Raw genomic sequence first — 17,483 nt, forward strand, 5'->3', positions numbered from 1 at the left:
GAAGTGAAGCTGGCAAGCGCGCGCCGTTCATCCGAATAGCGCGCGCTTTTTTTATGGGTCAGGCGTCGAGCAGATTGCGCACGCGGCGCACCTTGTTTTCGTCGACGGGAGCGAGCCCCTTGCTGTCGATGCGCACGCCCGAGCCGAAGTGCACCGCGCGCACGCGCGTCGCGCTCACGAATGGCGCCACGCGGTCGAGCGTGAGTCCCGCGCCCGCGAGCACCGTGCAGTGCGTGTGCGCCGCGCGCTGCACGAGCGTGTCGATTTGCGCCTGCGCGTCGAGCACCGAAGGTTTGCCGCCCGAGGTAAGGACGTTCGTCACGGCGTCGAAACCGAGCAGCACGTCGAACGCTTCGTGCAGATCGCGCGCTTCGTCGAACGCGCGATGAAACGTGAGCGGCATGCCGTCGGCGGCGTCGATTGCGCGCTGCAGTCCGCCGCGGTCGACTTCATGCGAAGGCGTGAGCATGCCGATCACGACCGCATGCGCGCCCGCCAGCTTCGCTGCGCGCACGTCGCGCAGCATCACCGCGTAATCGTTCGCATCGTAAATGAATGAGCAGCTGTGCGGCCGCACGATCACGTTCACGGGAATCGCCACCGCCGCGACCACGGCTTCGATCATGCCGATGCTCGGCGTGAGGCCGCCCTCGCCCATTGCGGTCACGAGTTCGAGACGATCCGCGCCGCCGCGCTCGGCGGCTTGCGCATCGGCGACCGTCGTCGCGATGACTTCCAGCAGGACCCGTTCGTGTTGCATGTTGGCGCGCCATGTCGTGAGGAACACGACATGATCGCAGATGCACGCCTATTCGAACCAGTCGATGTCGCCGCACAGCACGCACAGGCGCTCGCCCACCGGCACCGCCATCGAAAGCGTCAGGCACGGCAGCGCCTCGTTGATCGACAGATACGGCCCGGTCACGTGCACGCGCCCGGGCGTGACGAGCGCCGTGCGGAAGTACGGCCTGCGCAGCCAGCTCGCCCCTTGCGCGTCCTCCAGCGGCAAAAAGCGCGCGTCGCGCTCCGCGCGATCGACGCGCAGCACCACGTTGCGGCCCGCCTGCCGGCCGTTCGAATCGAGCAGATAGCAGCGCGCCGCATGATCGAGCGCGAGGAAGTTCCAGCACACCTCCTCCATCGATTCGCCGGCCGAAAGCCGCTCGGCCGCGCGCTCGAACGCACGCAGATAAGGCACGAGGCGATTCGTCTCGCCGCGCTCGCGCGTTTCGGTCTGCTGACGAAAACGCTCGGTCGCCTCGGCGATCACGCCTTGCGCCTGGGCGGCGTCGGCGAGTCCGGGCGCGGGCCGCGCGAAGAAGAAGCCCTGCACGAAGTCCGCGTTGCACGCGAGCGCGAGCTGCGCCTCGTGTTCCGTCTCCACGCCTTCGATCAGCACGAGCTTGCCCGCATCGTGCAGCAGCGCCACGAGCGCCGGCAGCGTCGCGGCCATGTCGGCGCGATGCTGTGCGTGCATGAGCATGATGCGGTCGAGCTTCACGATGTCGGGATTGAGCTGCCACACGCGGCCGATATCGACGTTGCCCGCGCCGAAGTCGTCGAGCGCCACGAGGAAGCCGCGCTCGCGAAACGTCGCCACGGCCTGCGCGAGGGCGTCGAGATCGGTCGCGTCGTCCTCCAGTACCTCGAGCACGACGCGCCGCGGCGCGATGTTCAGCCGCCGCAGGTTCGCGAGCAGCGCCGCCGAGTGATACGGCTCGATCAGCGTGCCCGGATGCACGTTGAGGAAGAGCCACTCGCGCTCCGCGCCGAGCAGCGCGAAGTTCTCCAGGTGCAGCCCCTGGGCGAGCCGGTCCACCAGCAGCGCTTCGCCTACGCGCGCGGCGTCGCCGAACACGTCGAGCGGCGAAACCGGGCGGTCGAGCGGGTCGTGCGCGCGCAGCAGCCCTTCGTAGCCCACCGCACGCATGTGCGAGAGGCTGAACACCGGCTGGAACACGCTCGTGAGCGTGAGGTCGCCGTGGTGTACGCTGTAGCGCTGCAGCCCCGAAGTGACGCTGAGATCGAAGCCGTGAGGGGCCACGGCTGTTTTGTCCTGTTGCTCTGTGATCATGCCATCCTCTAGCGCGTAGGAAGGACGCTGCAGTCCGCACAGCCTCTGCACAGCCCGCGCTTGTCCTCCGTAGCCTGATTTTCGTTGCGTCAGAGGAGGGATCAAGCAAGGTCCGTGCTCGCTCGCACTGCGATCTGGCACGCATCGGCAAATGCATTCGCGCCCTCGCGTGCGCAGCGATTGGGCACGCCATGCACCGCGCGAGACATCGCACGGCGCACCGATATCGTGCGCCTTTCCACGCGCCTTTGCTTCGGTGGTGGCGCACACGGGGCGGACAAATTGCCGCATTTTCGGCAAAAAGCGCGCTCGCCGCGCATTCGCCCCTGCGCGCTTCGCAGCGGCTTACAGACGCGTCAGGCTACACTGTCCCTCGACCGGCGCGCCCCTCTCTAATGCGCGCCAGAACGCAGTGCCGCACCGCGCGTGAAAAGAGGCGTCTGTCCCTCTTCAACGCTTCCCCCGCCTGGTCCCGTTTGGCCCTGTTTGGCCCCGTTTGGCCCCAGCTACGTTTTTCGATGGACATTCTCTTCACCGTTCTCATCCTGCTGCTTGCTGTCGCCGTGTCCGGCATCATCGCGCGCGCCGTGCCCCTCAAGCTGCCGCTGCCGCTCGTGCAGATCGGCATCGGCGCGCTGCTCACGTTTCCGCTCGTGAATCCGCACGTCACGTTCGATCCCGACATCTTCATGGCGCTGTTCATTCCGCCGCTGCTGTTCGCAGACGGCTGGCGCATGCCCAAACGCGAGTTCTTCATGCAGCGCCGCGCGATCCTCATGCTCGCGCTCGGCCTCGTGCTGCTGACGGTCGTCGCCGTGGGCTATTTCGTGCACTGGCTCGTGCCGCAGATCTCGCTGCCCGTGGCGTTCGCGCTCGCCGCCGTGCTTTCGCCCACCGACGCCGTCGCGCTCTCGGGCATCGCCGGCAAGGACCGCATTCCCGCGCAGCTCATGCACATCCTCGAAGGCGAAGCGCTGATGAACGACGCCTCGGGCCTCGTCGCGCTCAAGTTCGCCGTGGCGGCCGCGCTCACCGGCTACTTTTCGCTGCGCTCGGCGGCGCTCAGCTTCGTCGTGATCGCGGCGGGCGGTCTGGCGCTGGGGGCGGCGATCGGCTGGCTCTTCAGCTTCGTGTCGGCGCGCTTTCTCAACATGACCGAAGAGGGCGACCCCGCGCCCGGCGTCGTGCTCACCTTGCTGATTCCGTTCGCGGCGTATCTGTTCGCCGAGCATCTCGAGGTGTCCGGCGTGCTCGCGGCCGTATCCGCCGGCATGACGATGAACTTCACGAGCGTCGCGCACAAAGGCCCGGTGTCGACGCGCGTGCGCGCCACGAGCACCTGGTCGATGATCGAGTTCGTCTTCAACGGCATGGTGTTCACGCTGCTCGGCCTGCAGTTCCCCGGCATTCTCGGCAAGGCGCTGCTCGACGCACACCACACGAGCAACGTGCAGATGCTGCGCCTCATCGGCTATATCGCCGCCGTGCTCGCGGCGCTCTACGCCATGCGCTTCGGCTGGGTGTGGCTGCTGCGCTGGGTGGCGAGCCGCGGCGCCGCGCGTCACGGCGTGGCGAACGCGGTGCCGGGCCTGCGCACCGTGGCGATCACCACGGTGGCGGGCGTGCGCGGCGCGGTGACGCTCGCGGGCGTGCTTTCGCTGCCCGTGGCGCTCGCCAACGGCAGCCCGCTGCCCGGGCGCGACAGCGCCATTTTCATCGCGACGGGCGTGATCCTCGCCTCGCTGCTGGTGGCGATCGTGGGCCTGCCGCTCCTGCTGCGCGGCGTGCGGCGCGGCGCGCAGGGACCGCACGCGGCCGAGGAGCGCGCGGCGCGCATCCAGGCGGCGCAAGCGGGCATCCGCGCCGTGGATGCGGTGCACGAAAAGGTCAGCGAGGATCTCGACGAATCGCAGGCCGCCTACGCCGCCGACACGACCGCGCGCGTGATGGACGCCTACCGCCGGCGCCTCGCCTCGCTCGACGCCGACCGCGACCGCAGCGCGAACGCGCGCCGTTCGGACGCGCTGGAAATGGAAATGCGTCTCGCCGGCATGCGCGCCGAACGCGCGACGCTGCTCAAGCTGCGCAACCAGATGCAGATCAACGACGAAACGCTGGCGAAGCTGATGCGCGAAGTCGATCTGTCGGAAACGGCGATGACGACGCGCGGGCGCAATCGCAACTGAGGGCGCGCTTCGCGCAAAGCGGAAAACTGGGAGAGGGAAAACGCGGCGCCGAGGACCGGCGCCGCATGTCGCGGTAAGGCGGTGGGGCTTAAACCGCCGCTTCCTGCGCCGGTTTGCGGCGCAGCAGCGCGTAGAGAATGATCGCGCCGAACGTGGCGGTGCCGATGCCGCCCAGCCCGAAGCCGCCGAGCTTGAGCGAGAAGTCGCCCGCACCGAGCACGAGCGTGACCGCGGCGACGATCAGATTGCGGTTGTCCGAAAAGTCCACCTTGTTGACGACCCAGATACGCGCGCCCGTCACGGCGATCAGACCGAACACGACGATCGAGACGCCGCCCAGCACCGGGCCCGGAATCGTCTGAATGACGGCGCCGAACTTCGGCGAGAAGCCGAGCACGAGTGCGATGAGCGCGGCGATCACGAACACGAGCGTCGAGTAGATCTTCGTCACGGCCATCACGCCGATGTTTTCCGCGTAGGTCGTCACGCCCGTGCCGCCCGCGAAGCCCGAGACGATCGTGGCGAGGCCGTCGCCGATGAACGCGCGGCCCACATAGCGGTCGAGGTTGTAGCCCGTCATCGCGGAAACCGCCTTGATGTGGCCGAGGTTCTCCGCGACCAGAATCACGGCGATCGGCACGAGCAGCGTCATGGCGTGCAGGTCGAACACCGGCGCGGTGAACTTCGGCATGCCGAACCAGGCGGCGTTCGCGACGATCGAGAAGTCGATCGGCTTGCCGAGGCCCATACCGTTCGTGACGATCGCGTAGATCACATAGGCGATCGACAGGCCGACGAGAATCAGCAAACGCTGCAGCATGCCGCGCGTGAACACGGCCACGCCACCCACGCAAAGCACGGTGACGATCGCCATCCACGAGTCGAAGATCGAGCCGCTCACGCCCTTCACCGCGATGGGCGCGAGATTCAGCCCGATCACGCAGACGATCGCGCCGGTCACCACCGGCGGCATGAGCGTTTCGATCCACTTGGTGCCGACGGCCGAGACGAGCAGGCCGATCAGCGTATACGCCACGCCGCACGCGATGATGCCGCCGAGCGCGACCGGAATGTTGGGATTGGGGCCCTGCCCGCCGTAGCCCGTCACGGCGATCACGAGACCGATGAACGCGAAGCTCGAACCGAGATAGCTCGGCACGCGCCCGCCCACCACCACGAAGAACAGCAGCGTGCCGACACCCGACATGAATATGCACAGGTTCGGGTCGAAGCCCATGAGCAGCGGCGCGAGCACGGTCGAGCCGAACATGGCGACGACGTGCTGCACGCCCATGGCGAACATCTGCGGCCAGGGCAGGCGCTCGTCGGGGGCCACGACGCCGCGGGTGTCACCCGTCTGCGCGCGCCAGCGGGGGAAATAGGAGTCGGACATGGGTTCCTCTTGTCGGCGTGATTTGCGATCTGGTTGTGGTTTTGATTGTTGGCGCGCACGCGTCGATGCAACGGCCGCCCTTGATGCAGGTCAGGCGGGAGTGTACGGAGCCGCAATCGGCGTGGCAAGCCGGATGTCGGGCGTCCGAAGCAATCGCGGCAACCGTCGACGTGAGTCAGGAAGTCAACACCGAATGGAGTTTCAGACTCCTCCTATATTGAGGGCGGGATGCCGGATCTAGACTGGCCTTGCTGCGTGACCCCCACGAGAGTTCATGCAGAGTTGGTAAGTTGTAACTCTCCGACTTCCCCGCTCCTGCTCCCCGCTGGAGCGGTTTTTTTTGCCCGCGCAATTTGAGCCTTGCGCGCGTTCAGGCGAATGCAGCTTGCGCCAGTTCCCGCGCGTAGTCGCGCACGTCTTCCGGCCAGGGCGCATTCGCCGCTTCGAAGCGGCTACGCTCGCCCGCGTACAGCGCGCGCAACGCCTCTTCGTAATGCGGCAGATTGCCGGCCAGCGCAGTCATGAAGCGGTGCGCGGCTTCCTGGGCCGTGCGCACGCGTTCGCTTGCGTCGCTCGCGTGGCGCGCGGCGTCCACGAGCCGGCGCAACACCACCGAGGCCCCGCCAGGTTGCGCGCCGAGCCAGTCCCAGTGGCGCGGCAACAGCGTCACCTCGCGCGCCACCACGCCGAGCTTCGGGCGGCCGCGGCCGCGCGGGGCGTCTTCCGGGGCGGCTGCGTCGATGACGTCCGGCACGGCTGCGCTTTGCTCGCGACTGGCCTGTGCGACGATGCGCGCCTCGATGTCCTTTGCCGTGCCGCGCAGATCGAACTCGAGCGGCCGCGCGTCGCGGTCGTCGAAGACCAGCAACGCTGCGCCGTTTTCGTTTCCTTCGCGCTCGAGTTCCGCCTTGACCGCCAGCGCCACCTGAAGCGGCGCGCCGCGCGCGATCAGGCGCGTGCCCGCAAATGCCGTACAGTTGTTCGCCACCACCATGGTGTTCTCCGTCCTGGTATCCAATGATGGACGGATATTACCCGGGTAAAATAGATTGCGCAATATCATCCGGGTGAAATTTGATCACGGTCAGCCGGAGCGGCCTTCGACATCCGTGCCGCGCGCGTCGTCGGTCGTGGCGGGCAGCCATGCCGCCACGCGGTTGCGGCCCGAGCGCTTGGCCGCGTAAAGCGCCGCGTCGGCGGCGTCGGTCAGCGCGCGCCAGTCGGCAAACGCGCTTTGGGTCGTGCAGGCCACGCCCACGCTTGCCGTGAGCACACCGTTCGGGCTGTCGGCGTGCGGCAGCGCCAGCGCCTCGATCGCGGCGCGCGCCTTCTCGGCCAGCGCGAGCGCCTGGGCCTCGCCCGTGTCGGGCAGCAGCAGCACGAATTCCTCGCCGCCGTAGCGCGCCGCACAGTCCGCCGCGCGGCGTGCGTGTGCGCCGAGCGCGTGCGCGACGGCCACGAGCGTGCCGTCGCCCGCGAGGTGGCCGTAGCGGTCGTTGTAGAGTTTGAAGCGGTCCACGTCGAGCAGCGCGAGCGCGAGCGGGCTGCCCGAACGGCGTGCGCGCGCCCATTCGTGGTCCGCGCGGGTTTCGAAGGCGCGCCGGTTCGCGAGCGAGGTGAGCGCATCGGTGCCCGCCTGCACGCGCAGCTCCGCCTCTACGGCGCCACGCTGACGCAACTGGCGCGTGAACATCAACGCGAGCGCAATCAGCGAGATGTCGAGCACCGCCGTGAGCGTGCCGATGATCCAGGCGCGCACACGCCATTCGCGGTAGATGTCGTCCGCCGCGACAGCGACGCTGAACACGAGCGGATAGCCGTCCACGCGCCGCAGCGCAAACCAGCGCCGCACGCGGTCGACCGGGCCGAGCGAGAAGACGCCGCTTGCCTGCGAGCGCTGGAAACGCTGGAACAGCACGGATTCCGCGACGCTTTTGCCGATCAGCTCGGGAACGTACGGGCGGCGCATGAGCAGCGTGCCATCGGCGAGCGTGAGCGCCAGCGTGCCGTTCGTGCCGATGTCCACGCCGCTGAAGAGCTGCCGGAAATAATCGAGCCGCATCGTGCCGACCACCACGCCCGCGAACGAGCCGTCGGGGTTCGAGAGACGGCGGCTCATGCCGATGGTCGCGTTGGCCGGCCCGTCGCGCGGAATGAACGGGTGGCTCAGAAAGAGCCCTACGTGCGGCGAGTCGCGCTGCGCGATGAAATAGTCGCGGTCGGCCACATTGAGCGCGCGCGGCGGCACCGAGCGCGAATCGAACACCACGTCGCCCGCGGCGTTGGTGACGAAGATCGCGCCGAGATTCTTCGCCGTGGCCGAGCGGTCGAACAGCACATTCTGGCGAATGTCGGGAGGCAGCGAGGCGAGCCGCGGATCGTCGATGGCGTCGATGACGGCCTGCAGCGAAAGGTCGTAGACGTCGAAATTGCGCGCCGTGTCGCGCTCGAAAAGCAGCGCCATATTGGAGGCGGAAGCACGGGCGCTCGCGAGCGCGTCGTGCCGCATCTGCGCCATGACCCACGCGGCGATCAGCGTCAGCACTGCGGCCAGCGCAATGCCGATGGCAAGCACGGCGTTCGGTCGGCGGATCATCATCTCGGGCCTTCGGGGGCTGGCCTTGCAGCGGCGCCGGTTGCCGGGCGCCTGCTGTGCGTATGCATTCATCCTCGCATGGCATGTGACGCGTGGCTATGCGGGCAAGTCCGGTCGAGGGGGACGTTTGGGGCGCGGCTCGATTTTGCGCCCTATTCTCCTGAATAATGTGTGTTTCGAGTGGCGCATTCCCTTGTTAGTTTGGATTCCTCTGCTTTATCGTGCGACTACGTGCGCGCTTGTCATGCCGCAGGTCAGTCGTCGCGCACGCCGACGAATGCGCGCGCCTCGATCCACGCTCGCCACTGGCCGCCGAAGTCGAAAGCCGGGTCGATGTCGAAGGCTTGTGCAAGCGCATCGTCGAGCGTGGCGCCGTCGCGCAGCGCCACAAAGGCCGCGTGGGCGGCATGCGTGTGCACGAGCGGCGTTGGCCGCCATTGCGGCCGGACCACGAGCGCCCACGACGGCACATCCACCCGCTCGGGCCAGACGCCGCCCGGCTGATGCGCCCGCCAGATCGCCACGGCATCGAAGCGTAACGCGAGCGCGGCGCAGGCGGGATGCACCGCGAGACGCGCTTGCGCCAGACGCTCCGCGCCGAGCGCTTTCCATTGCTGCGCGTTAAGTGGCGTGGCGTTCGATGCGTAACTGGCCGCGTGCAGCGCCCATTCGAGCCGCGCGACATCGCCGAAATACGCATAACGTACATCGGTCTCGTAACGCTCGACGAATTGGGGCAGTTGGGCGCCGAAGCGGTTCAGATCGGCATCGCGCGAAGGATGCGCGCGTGCGTAGGCTAGCGCGAGCGCATCGAACCAGGCCTCCCCGGCCAGGGCCGCGAGCACCGGATACGCGTTCGCGAGCGCAAGCCGCCGCGCCGCGCGCGCATTGCCGCGATACAGGCCCATGCGCTCGTGCAGCAGCGCGGCATCGGCGGGAAGCAGCTCGTTGGCGAGCGCCTCATCGGCGCCGGGGTCGTCCAGTGCGGCGGCGAAGGCTCGTTGCGTCGCTTCCAGCGTCTTGCGCCCAGTCATGAGCGCAGCTCCGTTGCGTGATGCGCGTGCTTCGCGTAGCGTTCGCGCGCGAGACGCACCTCGTCGAGCAGCACCTCGAGCGCCGGCACCGCCGTGTCCCACTCGATGAGCGTGGGCGGCGCGCCAAAACGCTCGAGCGCGGCCTCGTACAGCGACCAGACCGCCGGCGCGACGCGCGAACCGTGATCGTCGATCACGGCGGCGGGCGTCACGCGATGCCCCGCGAGATGAATCTCACCGACGATCTGCGGCGGCAGTGCGGCCATAGCCGCCAGTGGATCCTCACCGTGGTTGCATTGATTCACGTACAGATTGTTCACGTCGAGCAGCACGCCGCAGCCCGTGCGCTGCGCGAGCGCCGCGAGGAATTCCGCCTCGCTCCAGGTATCGCAGCGAAATCGTACGTAGGTCGAAACATTTTCGATCAGCACGGTACGGCGCAGCGCGTCCTGCATCTGCGAGACGCGCGCGCTCATGTGATCGAGCGAGGCTTGCGTGAGGGGCATCGGCAGCAGATCGTGCCGCGCGCCTTGCGCGCTCGCGCCCCAGCATAGATGCTCGGAAACCACAGCGGGGTCGATGCGCGCCACGAGCCGCGCGAGCCTCGCCAGATGCACCGTATCGAGCGGCGCAGCCGAGCCGAGCCCGAGCCCCACGCCGTGCAGGCTCACCGGCAAATCGCGGCGCACGGTTTCGAGCACGTGCAGGTCGTAGCCGCCTTCCCCAAAGTAGTTTTCGCTGTGGACTTCGATCCAGTCGACCGCAGGCGGCCCCGTCATGAAGGCCTCGTAGTGCCCGTGACGCAGGCCGATGCCCACGCCACCGAGTGCGCCTGGCGCGCTCATCCTGCACATCCCGCGTTGCGCGCCGCCTCAGCCGCGAGACTCATTGTTCCGGCGTGCCGCCTAGCTTCTCGCACGTGCCCTTCGGCATGGTCTTGAAGTCGCCCTTGTCGTGATCGACCTTGGCCTGGCCCGCGCAGTCGTGCACGCCGGTCTTGCTCGAACAATCGTTCTGGCCGGCCTTGGCGACGCCGTAGCAATTCACGGTGTCGTCCGCGTGGGCCACGCCCGCGCCGGCCGTCGCAAGACCCGCGAGCGCGGCGGCGATCAGTGCCTGGCGGCCGAGAGAGTTCTTCATGGCGTTTCTCCTTGAACGTCGAAATGGGATTCGCAGCAAGCGATCGGGCGACGCAGCCGTCGCACCGCGCGGCCCTGGGCGCCCTATTTTGCCCCACCTGGCTGCTTTCGGCCCGGCCGAAGCGCCAAAGATAGCCAGAATTATTGCGATTACCGTAATGATGTTTGCTGGATTGCGGTATTTTTCTTTGAAGTGCACTGCAATAAAGTGTCATCAACGGTTCGAACAACATGATTGTTACGGATCGACGATATAATTTTTGGAGGTTGTTACCATGAAGAATCTGATCGCTGCTGCACTCGCTGCTACCGTCCTCGCCGCTCCGGCCCTGTCGTTCGCACAAGCCGAGCAAGCGCCCCTGACGCGTGCTCAAGTTCGCGCCGAACTGGTCCAGCTGGAAAAGGCCGGCTACCGCCCGAACCTGTCGAGCCCGTACTATCCGGCAGACCTGCAGGCTGCCCAGGCGCGCGTCGCCCAGCAGAACGGCGCAGCAGAAGCCACGGCCTACGGCGCATCGACGAACGGCAGCGCCCAAACCGGCACCCGCGCACCGAACATCAAGCCGACCTACTTCGGCCAGTAATCGCGGCTCACACGTAGTGCCGGCGCACTACGCGAGCAACGCCAGGCGGGCCCGCTCTCCCGATTGGGAGACAGCGGGCCCGCCGTTCATTTCTGCGCCGCGCGTGCAACGCACGCGGCAGAAATAAGCGGCACGCCCACGAAAACCTCCGCCGCCGGAAATCCGGTGGCTTTGCCCGGACTGCGGTCCGGGCCTTTTTCCCCTTCCCTCTCGCGACGCATGCGGCCCGTTTTTTAGCGCGGGCCGCGCGCGAAGGCGATGCACTCGCAGGGCTTAAAAGCCGTGGGTGACGAGCGAGAGCACGGAAAGATCGGGGTGCGTGCCGTCGATGATGCTGCGGCCCACGTGCACCGCCTCTTCGGTGGCGTCCTGCTCGCTGCGCCAGGTTTCGTCGCCGTCCGCGTGGTAAGTGACCGTGTGGCCCGGCTTCGCGGGATTCGCGCCGGGGTGGCAAACGTAGGCCGTATAGGTGTAGCGGTTCGCGCCTTCTTCGGCGGGCGTGGCGCTGACGTGAATCTCGAAGCCTTCGTAGTCGACCTGATGCATCGCAAGCGGTTGAGCGCTCATGGTGGCCTCCGGGTGCCGCGGGTTGGCGGCTGCGGGCTATCCGGCCGATGGGTATGCGGCCAGGTGTTCGGTATTGATTCGGTATTGGGAAGTTTAGGCGATGGGTCCCGGGCGGGTGGCCTACTATTGCAGGGCATCCACCACTCTGGGAGCTGAGATATGGCATCGAACACCGTCCGCCTGCATCGTGTGCTGCGCGCGCCGCCCGAGCGCATCTATCGCGCCTTTCTCGACGCGAGCGCAGTCGTGAAATGGCTGCCGCCCAACGGCTTCACCTGCACGGTTCATGAACTCGACGCGAAAGTCGGCGGCCGCTACCGGATGTCGTTCAAGAATTTCACGGCCGGCCACGGTCATTCGTTCGGCGGCGAATATCTCGAACTCGTGCCGAACGAGCGTTTGCGCTACACCGGTGTGTTCGAAGACCAGCACCTGCCCGGCACCATGCAGACGACGGTGGAACTGCGCGCGGTGTTCTTCGGCGCGGAAATGACCGTCGTGCAGGAAGGCATACCGGAGATCATTCCGGTCGAGGCGTGTTATCTGGGCTGGCAGGAGTCGCTGGCGCTGCTCGCGAAGCTGGTCGAGGCCGAGATCAAGCAGTGACGAAAAAGGGGCGCTCGCGCCCCTTTCTTTTCGACCGCGTGCCGCTTCAATACCCGAGCGCGCAGCCGTCCTTGCGATGATCGGATGCGCCGGTCAACACGCCCCGCTCCCAGTCGATGCGGATCGCCTGCGATCCGCCGATCGGCCCCGCAGCGGGCACGAGCCTGAAGCCGCGATCCGCGAGCACGGCGCGCGCGTTGGCGGGCAAGGTCGATTCGATTTCCACGGTGCCAGTGCCCGGGCGAGGAAAGACGCGCGGCAGATCCATCGCGGCCTGCATGTCGAGGCCGTAATGCAGCACCTTCGAGAGGAAGTGCGCGTGGCCCATGGCCTGATAGTGGCCGCCCATCACGCCGAAGCTCATTTGCACGCGGCCGTCACGCGAGACCATCCCGGGAATGATGGTGTGCATCGGACGCTTGTGCGGCGCAATCGCGTTGGGGTGTCCTGGCTCGACCGAGAAACTCATGCCGCGGTTGTGCAGCATCACGCCGGACTCCTTGCCCATCAGTCCGCTGCCGAATGGATAGAACAACGAATTGATGAAGCTCACGCAGTTGCGATCGCGATCGACGACGGTGATGTAGACCGTGTCGCGGTGCTCGACCTGGGTGAGCGCGGCGGCCGGGTCGAGGACGCTTTCGAGGTCGATGCGGCTGCGCAGGCTGTCCACATAGTCGTCGGAAAGCAGGCGATCGACATCGACGCCGCCATGGCGCGGGTCGCCCAGCACGGCGTCGCGTACCGCGTAGGCGAGCTTCGCCGACTCGATCTCGCGATGCAGACGATCCGGGTCGAGCGGGCTGCCTTCGGCGTCGTATTTGTCGAGCAGGCGCAGCAACAGCAGCGCGATCACGCCCTGTCCTGCCGGCGGGCATTCGATCACGTCGTAGCCGCGGAATTTCGCGCGGATCGGAGTGACGTATTCGCCACGGAATTCGGCGAAGTCTTCCAGCGTGTGCAGTCCGCCGTGCGCCTGTAGCTGCGCGACGAGATCGGCCGCAACGGCACCGCGGTAGAACGCGTCGCGGCCCGTTTCCGCGATGGCGCGCAGCGAGTTCGCGAGGCGCGGTTGACGATGCGTCGAGCCCGCGCGCGGCGCAGCGCCATCCACGAGCATGGTGGTGCGCGCTACGGCGTCGCGCGAAAGCGTTTCCACTTCTGCCGCCCAGTCGTGCGCGGTGCGCGGCGCGACGGCGTAGCCTTCTTCAGCGAAACGGATGGCCGGAGCCAGTACGTCGCGCAACGGCAAACGGCCGTGATCGCGATGGAGCGTGGTCCATGCATCCACTGCGCCCGGCACCGTGACGGCGTGCGGCGAATGACGCGCGATGGTTTCCACGCCCATGGCGCGCAGACGCTCGGCGCTCGCTGCGGCGGGGGCCCAGCCGGAACCGTCGTAGGCGATCACGTCGTCCGTGCCGCCGCGCGAATAGAGCGCGAAACAGTCGCCGCCTACGCCCGTCGAGCCGGGTTCGACCACGCACTGCACCGCGCACGCGGCAATCGCGGCATCCATGGCGTTGCCGCCGGCGGCGAGAATCTGGACGGCGGCGAGCGTGGCGCTCGGGTGCGAAGTCGCAGCCATGCCGTTGCGAGCCATGACGAGCGAGCGGCCCGGCCTTTCGAAGTTACGCATCGAAGCGTTCTCCTCTTCTGGTGTCCTGATGATGTGTTATTTCACGTGACGCAGCATTGCGGCTATTGCCTACGCAGATGCGGGCATGGCCGTTCGCAGCGTGCGCTTCAAGAACGTCTGCGTACGCGGATGCGAAGGCGCGGTGAAGATGCGCTCGGGTGGCCCCTCTTCGATCAGCTCGCCCTGGTCGAGCACGACCACGCGATCGGCCACCTCGCGAGCGAAGCCCATTTCATGCGTGACGACGACCATCGTCATGCCGTCTTCCGCAAGCTCCTTCATGACCTGTAGCACTTCGCCTACGGTTTCGGGATCGAGCGCGCTGGTGGGCTCGTCGAAGAGCAGCACCTTCGGCTGCATCGCAAGTGCGCGGGCGATGGCGATGCGCTGCTGCTGGCCGCCGGAAAGCTGCGACGGATAGTGGTCGGCGCGATCGGCTAGGCCCACGCGGGCGATCAACGCCTTTGCCTGCTTGATCGCCTCTTCGCGCGGCATCTTCAGCACGTGGATGGGCGCCTCGATCACGTTCTCCAGCGCCGTCATGTGCGGAAACAGGTTGAAGCGCTGGAACACCATGCCGATATCGCGGCGCTGCCGTGCGAGCTGGCGCGCGGAGTCGCGCACCAGCGTGCCGTTCGGGCGCTCGACGAAGCCGAGCAGATGGCCGTTCACGCGCACCCGCCCGCTGTCGTACGACTCGAGCAGATTGAGGCAACGGATGAACGTGGTCTTGCCCGACCCCGACGAGCCGATCAGCACCACCACTTCCCCCTTCGCGACACTCAACGAAATGCCGTTGAGCACCTTGGTCGAGCCGAACGACTTGTGGATGTCCGACGCCTCGATGACGATTTCGCGTGCTTCGTTCATGTCAACGCCCCCGCAGCAGTTTCATCGTTTGCGCGCCGAACAGACGCGTATTCGCAGCCGGCTTCGCCTCGCCGCGGCCGAAGTGCGCTTCGAGACGCCGCTGCACGAAACCCCAGAGCGTGGTGAGCGCGAGGAAGTAGATGCCAAGCACGAGATATAGCTCGAACACGCGGAAGTTCACCGAGGTGATCATCTGCGTGCTGAGCAGCAGTTCCGGCACGCCGATCACGCTCACGAGCGTGGTGTTCTTGAGCATCACGTTGAACTCGTTGCCGAGCGGCGGCACGATCACGCGGAACGCCTGTGGCAGCACGACCCGGCGCATGAGCAGCACCGAAGTCATGCCAAGCGAGCGCGACGCTTCGTACTGCCCCCTGTCCACCGAACTCAAACCCGCGCGAATGATCTCCGCCTGATACGCCGCCGAATTCATGCCGAGCGCAAGCACGGCTGCCTGAATATTGCCGGGCAGCGAGATGATGCCGAAGTCGAGATCGTGAAAATGAAAGATGTTCGCCGCGGCAAACGCGGTGTACAGGAACACGATCTGCATGAGCAACGGCGTGCCGCGCATGACCCAGATATAGCCGCGCGCGAGATACTGCACGGGCAGACTCGACGAAAGCCGCATGAGCGCGACGATCAGGCCGAGCGTGGCGCCGAACACGATCGCGCAGGCGCTGATCGAGAACGTGAGCCACAACCCGTGCAGATACGCCGGGCTTGGGTCCAGCAGGAATTTCCGGAAGATTTCCCAACTGAAATTCATGGCGTCACCCCGCGCTCACAGGCGATCGTTTTCGAGCTTCCAGGTGGCGAGCATCTTGCCGTAGCGATCGCTCTTCACGAGATCGGCCACGGCCTTCGCCACGGCCGGCGAAAGCGGCTCGCCCTTGCGCGCGCCAATACCGGTCGCGATGCGATTGAAGCCCGGAACCGCCTCCTCGAACATGTCGCCCGAGACCTGCTGGAAGTGCGCGGCGCTTTCCGAGGTGGTGCCGTAGGCATCGACCTGATTCAGGCGGAAGGCCTGAAATGCATCGGCATCCGAACTATAGACGACGATGTTCATGGGCGGCTTGCCCGCAGCCTTGAGCTTCTCGTTTTCCTTGTCGAGCAGCGTGCTGATGGTCGTGCCGTTGAGCACGGCGACCTTCATGCCCGAGAGATCGTCGAGCGAGCGCACGTGGTGCGGGTTGCCACGCGGCACCATGATCGACTGGCTCGAATACATGTAGTCGACGATGTCGATGATCTGTCGGCGCTCGGGCTTGTCGAAGAGCTGGCCGATCACGAGATCGCATTGCTTCGCCTGGAGCGCCGGAATCTGCCCGCTGAACGACATGACCTTCCACTCGACCTTGAGATTGCCGAGCTGCTTCGCGACGTCATGCGCCACGTCGACGGAGAAGCCACGCGGCTGCTGGTTCTCGTCGTAGGACGCGAGCGGCGGCGCGTCCATACTCGAACAGTAAGTGAGCGTGCCGCCTTTCACGAGACCCAGATCGGCGGCCTGCGCCGCGGAGACGCCGGCAATCTGCGCGAGGAGCGCGAAGCCTGCGCAGGCGGCGAGACGAAGACGCTTGGACTGATTTGCTGACATCGAGAGGCTCCTGGCTGAATGTAAGCTGCGTGAGAAACGACGACAGTTAGGACGCCGACGCGTTACGCTCGTGACGCGGGCGATTCGAGGAACTTGATGATCTGGGGAACGGTTGATTCGAGGTGCTCGCGCAGCGCCTGCTCGGCTTGCGCGGGGTCGCGGGTGCGTAGCGCGTCGATGAGGATCTGGTGGGCGTCGCGTGCGCATTTGCGTCTGAAGGTGGCTTGCTCGATCCACAGACGCATGGGGCCTTCGATCAGCGTGTAGAGCGAGTGAATCTGCTGGTAGAGGCGCGTGCGGCCGCTGATTTCGCACAAGTATTCGTGGAACGCACAGTGGCGTTGGACCCAGGTGTCGGTGTCGCCTACGCAGGTGTCCATGTCTTCCAGCAGGCGTTGGAGCTTCGTGAGATGCGCTTCGGTGCAACGGGGGGCGGCGACGCGCATGGCCAGGCATTCGAGCGCGATGCGCATGTCGAAGATGTCCTGGACTTCTTCTACGGTCAGGCCGCGGACGATTGCGCCGCGGTTGGGGCGCTGGATGATCAGGCCTTCGGTTTGAAGTCTTTTTAGTGCCGCTCGCACTGGCATGCGGCTCATTGAGAGTTCTTCGGCAACAGTTTCGGCGACGATACGCTGGCCTGCCGCGTAGCGGCCTTCGATGATGGCTTCCAGAAGGAAGCGGTAGGCCTCTTCCTCGGCGGTTAAGGCTAGGCCGGCGGTGTTGCGGACGCTGGTGGCAGGCATTTTTGTGCGCTTGATCCGTTTTGTGCGGTGCGGAAGGATGCCATTGCGGTTGCTGAGTCGTTGGGGCAGATTACTCTAAATGGATTTTTGGATCCAGTCTTTCAAAAAAGATTTAGGAGTGGGCTGTTGAAGTCGTGAAGGCCACGAACCTTGTGGGTTCGTGGCCTTCTTTGTGGGGTGCGGGCTTTGTCTGACGGGCGGATCAGTCCGGGGTGATCACCAGCCTTTTGTCTTCTACCGTGATTCGGACGCGCTGGCCTGCTTCAAAGCCTGCGACTTCGAGCCATCGGCCAGATAGCTTGAGCCAGGGGTAAAGCGGTGGGTCATTTCTTGCCCGAGAACTGTACTTGCGGTACCGCCAGGACTGCTGGATGGTTACGCGGCGCTCGGGATGGGCGTGCAATGCATTAAGATTGGCGTCAGCCATGGTCAACTCCTTCGTCGAG

18 protein-coding genes are annotated in these 17,483 nt (G+C 66.1%); 3 read left to right on the plus strand and 15 right to left on the minus strand.

Features of this window, described 5'->3' with window-relative positions; genetic code table 11:
- Positions 1–58: 58 nt before the first annotated feature.
- Together AB4Y44_RS01120 and AB4Y44_RS01125 are read right to left on the minus strand one after the other, a co-directional pair.
- Positions 59–760 (minus strand): copper homeostasis protein CutC, encoded by a 702-nt coding sequence (locus AB4Y44_RS01120; RefSeq protein WP_368698464.1) that lies wholly within the window; start codon positions 758–760, stop codon positions 59–61.
- A gap of 48 nt (positions 761–808) precedes the next feature.
- Positions 809–2,074, minus strand: a complete 1,266-nt coding sequence (locus AB4Y44_RS01125) for an EAL domain-containing protein (RefSeq protein WP_368698465.1) — start codon at positions 2,072–2,074, stop codon at positions 809–811.
- A gap of 518 nt (positions 2,075–2,592) precedes the next feature.
- Here AB4Y44_RS01125 and AB4Y44_RS01130 point away from each other — a divergent pair.
- Entirely contained in the window at positions 2,593–4,260 is a 1,668-nt protein-coding gene (locus AB4Y44_RS01130) for a Na+/H+ antiporter (protein ID WP_342919558.1), read from the plus strand.
- 88 nt (positions 4,261–4,348) lie between these two features.
- Here AB4Y44_RS01130 and AB4Y44_RS01135 read toward each other — a convergent pair whose 3' ends face one another.
- The 6 genes from AB4Y44_RS01135 to AB4Y44_RS01160 all read right to left on the minus strand — a co-directional run bounded on the left by AB4Y44_RS01135 (position 4,349) and on the right by AB4Y44_RS01160 (position 10,423).
- On the minus strand, positions 4,349–5,653 hold the full coding sequence (locus AB4Y44_RS01135; protein WP_368698466.1) for a solute carrier family 23 protein: 1,305 nt from the start codon (positions 5,651–5,653) through the stop codon (positions 4,349–4,351).
- Positions 5,654–6,023: 370 nt separating this feature from the next.
- Complete coding sequence (locus AB4Y44_RS01140) at positions 6,024–6,647, minus strand: DUF2239 family protein (RefSeq protein WP_368698467.1); 624 nt, start codon at positions 6,645–6,647, stop codon at positions 6,024–6,026.
- A gap of 90 nt (positions 6,648–6,737) precedes the next feature.
- Entirely contained in the window at positions 6,738–8,252 is a 1,515-nt protein-coding gene (locus tag AB4Y44_RS01145) for a diguanylate cyclase (protein WP_368698468.1), read from the minus strand.
- Positions 8,253–8,503: 251 nt separating this feature from the next.
- A complete protein-coding gene (locus tag AB4Y44_RS01150) occupies positions 8,504–9,283 on the minus strand; it encodes a putative DNA-binding domain-containing protein (RefSeq protein ID WP_368698469.1) in 780 nt (259 codons plus the stop codon).
- Entirely contained in the window at positions 9,280–10,128 is an 849-nt protein-coding gene (locus AB4Y44_RS01155; protein ID WP_368698470.1) for a DUF692 family multinuclear iron-containing protein, read from the minus strand. Before AB4Y44_RS01155 ends, AB4Y44_RS01150 begins: the two co-directional genes overlap by 4 nt.
- Positions 10,129–10,168: 40 nt before the next feature.
- Positions 10,169–10,423 (minus strand): DUF2282 domain-containing protein, encoded by a 255-nt coding sequence (locus tag AB4Y44_RS01160; protein WP_342919564.1) that lies wholly within the window; start codon positions 10,421–10,423, stop codon positions 10,169–10,171.
- Positions 10,424–10,697: 274 nt separating this feature from the next.
- Between AB4Y44_RS01160 and AB4Y44_RS01165 the strand changes: the two genes are divergently transcribed.
- The gene (locus AB4Y44_RS01165) at positions 10,698–11,006 is read left to right on the plus strand and encodes a DUF4148 domain-containing protein (protein WP_368698471.1); all 309 of its coding nucleotides are present in this window, start codon (positions 10,698–10,700) and stop codon (positions 11,004–11,006) included.
- 273 nt (positions 11,007–11,279) lie between these two features.
- Here the strand turns inward: AB4Y44_RS01165 and AB4Y44_RS01170 are convergent, their stop codons facing one another.
- Positions 11,280–11,573 carry a hypothetical protein gene (locus tag AB4Y44_RS01170; RefSeq protein ID WP_342919566.1) on the minus strand — a complete coding sequence of 98 codons (294 nt, stop codon included), beginning with the start codon at positions 11,571–11,573 and terminating at the stop codon, positions 11,280–11,282.
- A gap of 159 nt (positions 11,574–11,732) precedes the next feature.
- Here AB4Y44_RS01170 and AB4Y44_RS01175 point away from each other — a divergent pair, with 159 nt between their 5' ends.
- Entirely contained in the window at positions 11,733–12,179 is a 447-nt protein-coding gene (locus AB4Y44_RS01175) for an SRPBCC family protein (protein ID WP_133185444.1), read from the plus strand.
- Between the two features lie 46 nt (positions 12,180–12,225).
- On the opposite strand, the gene ggt is transcribed toward AB4Y44_RS01175, so the two are convergent.
- The 6 genes from ggt to AB4Y44_RS01205 form a co-directional block, all read right to left on the minus strand.
- Complete coding sequence (gene ggt, locus AB4Y44_RS01180) at positions 12,226–13,818, minus strand: gamma-glutamyltransferase (protein WP_368698472.1); 1,593 nt, start codon at positions 13,816–13,818, stop codon at positions 12,226–12,228.
- Between the two features lie 69 nt (positions 13,819–13,887).
- Entirely contained in the window at positions 13,888–14,688 is an 801-nt protein-coding gene (locus AB4Y44_RS01185) for an amino acid ABC transporter ATP-binding protein (RefSeq protein WP_133185447.1), read from the minus strand.
- A gap of 1 nt (position 14,689) precedes the next feature.
- Positions 14,690–15,457: an amino acid ABC transporter permease gene (locus AB4Y44_RS01190; protein ID WP_042265588.1), complete on the minus strand. Its 768-nt coding sequence runs from the start codon at positions 15,455–15,457 to the stop codon at positions 14,690–14,692.
- 15 nt (positions 15,458–15,472) lie between these two features.
- Positions 15,473–16,291, minus strand: coding sequence for an ABC transporter substrate-binding protein (locus tag AB4Y44_RS01195; RefSeq protein ID WP_342919569.1), 819 nt, complete (start codon positions 16,289–16,291; stop codon positions 15,473–15,475).
- A gap of 62 nt (positions 16,292–16,353) precedes the next feature.
- A complete protein-coding gene (locus AB4Y44_RS01200; RefSeq protein WP_368698473.1) occupies positions 16,354–17,037 on the minus strand; it encodes a GntR family transcriptional regulator in 684 nt (227 codons plus the stop codon).
- Positions 17,038–17,239: 202 nt separating this feature from the next.
- Positions 17,240–17,464 (minus strand): SymE family type I addiction module toxin, encoded by a 225-nt coding sequence (locus AB4Y44_RS01205; RefSeq protein WP_368698474.1) that lies wholly within the window; start codon positions 17,462–17,464, stop codon positions 17,240–17,242.
- Positions 17,465–17,483: the final 19 nt, after the last annotated feature.

Source organism: Paraburkholderia sp. BR10937, from assembly GCF_040965695.1.
In the GTDB taxonomy this organism is placed as follows: domain Bacteria; phylum Pseudomonadota; class Gammaproteobacteria; order Burkholderiales; family Burkholderiaceae; genus Paraburkholderia.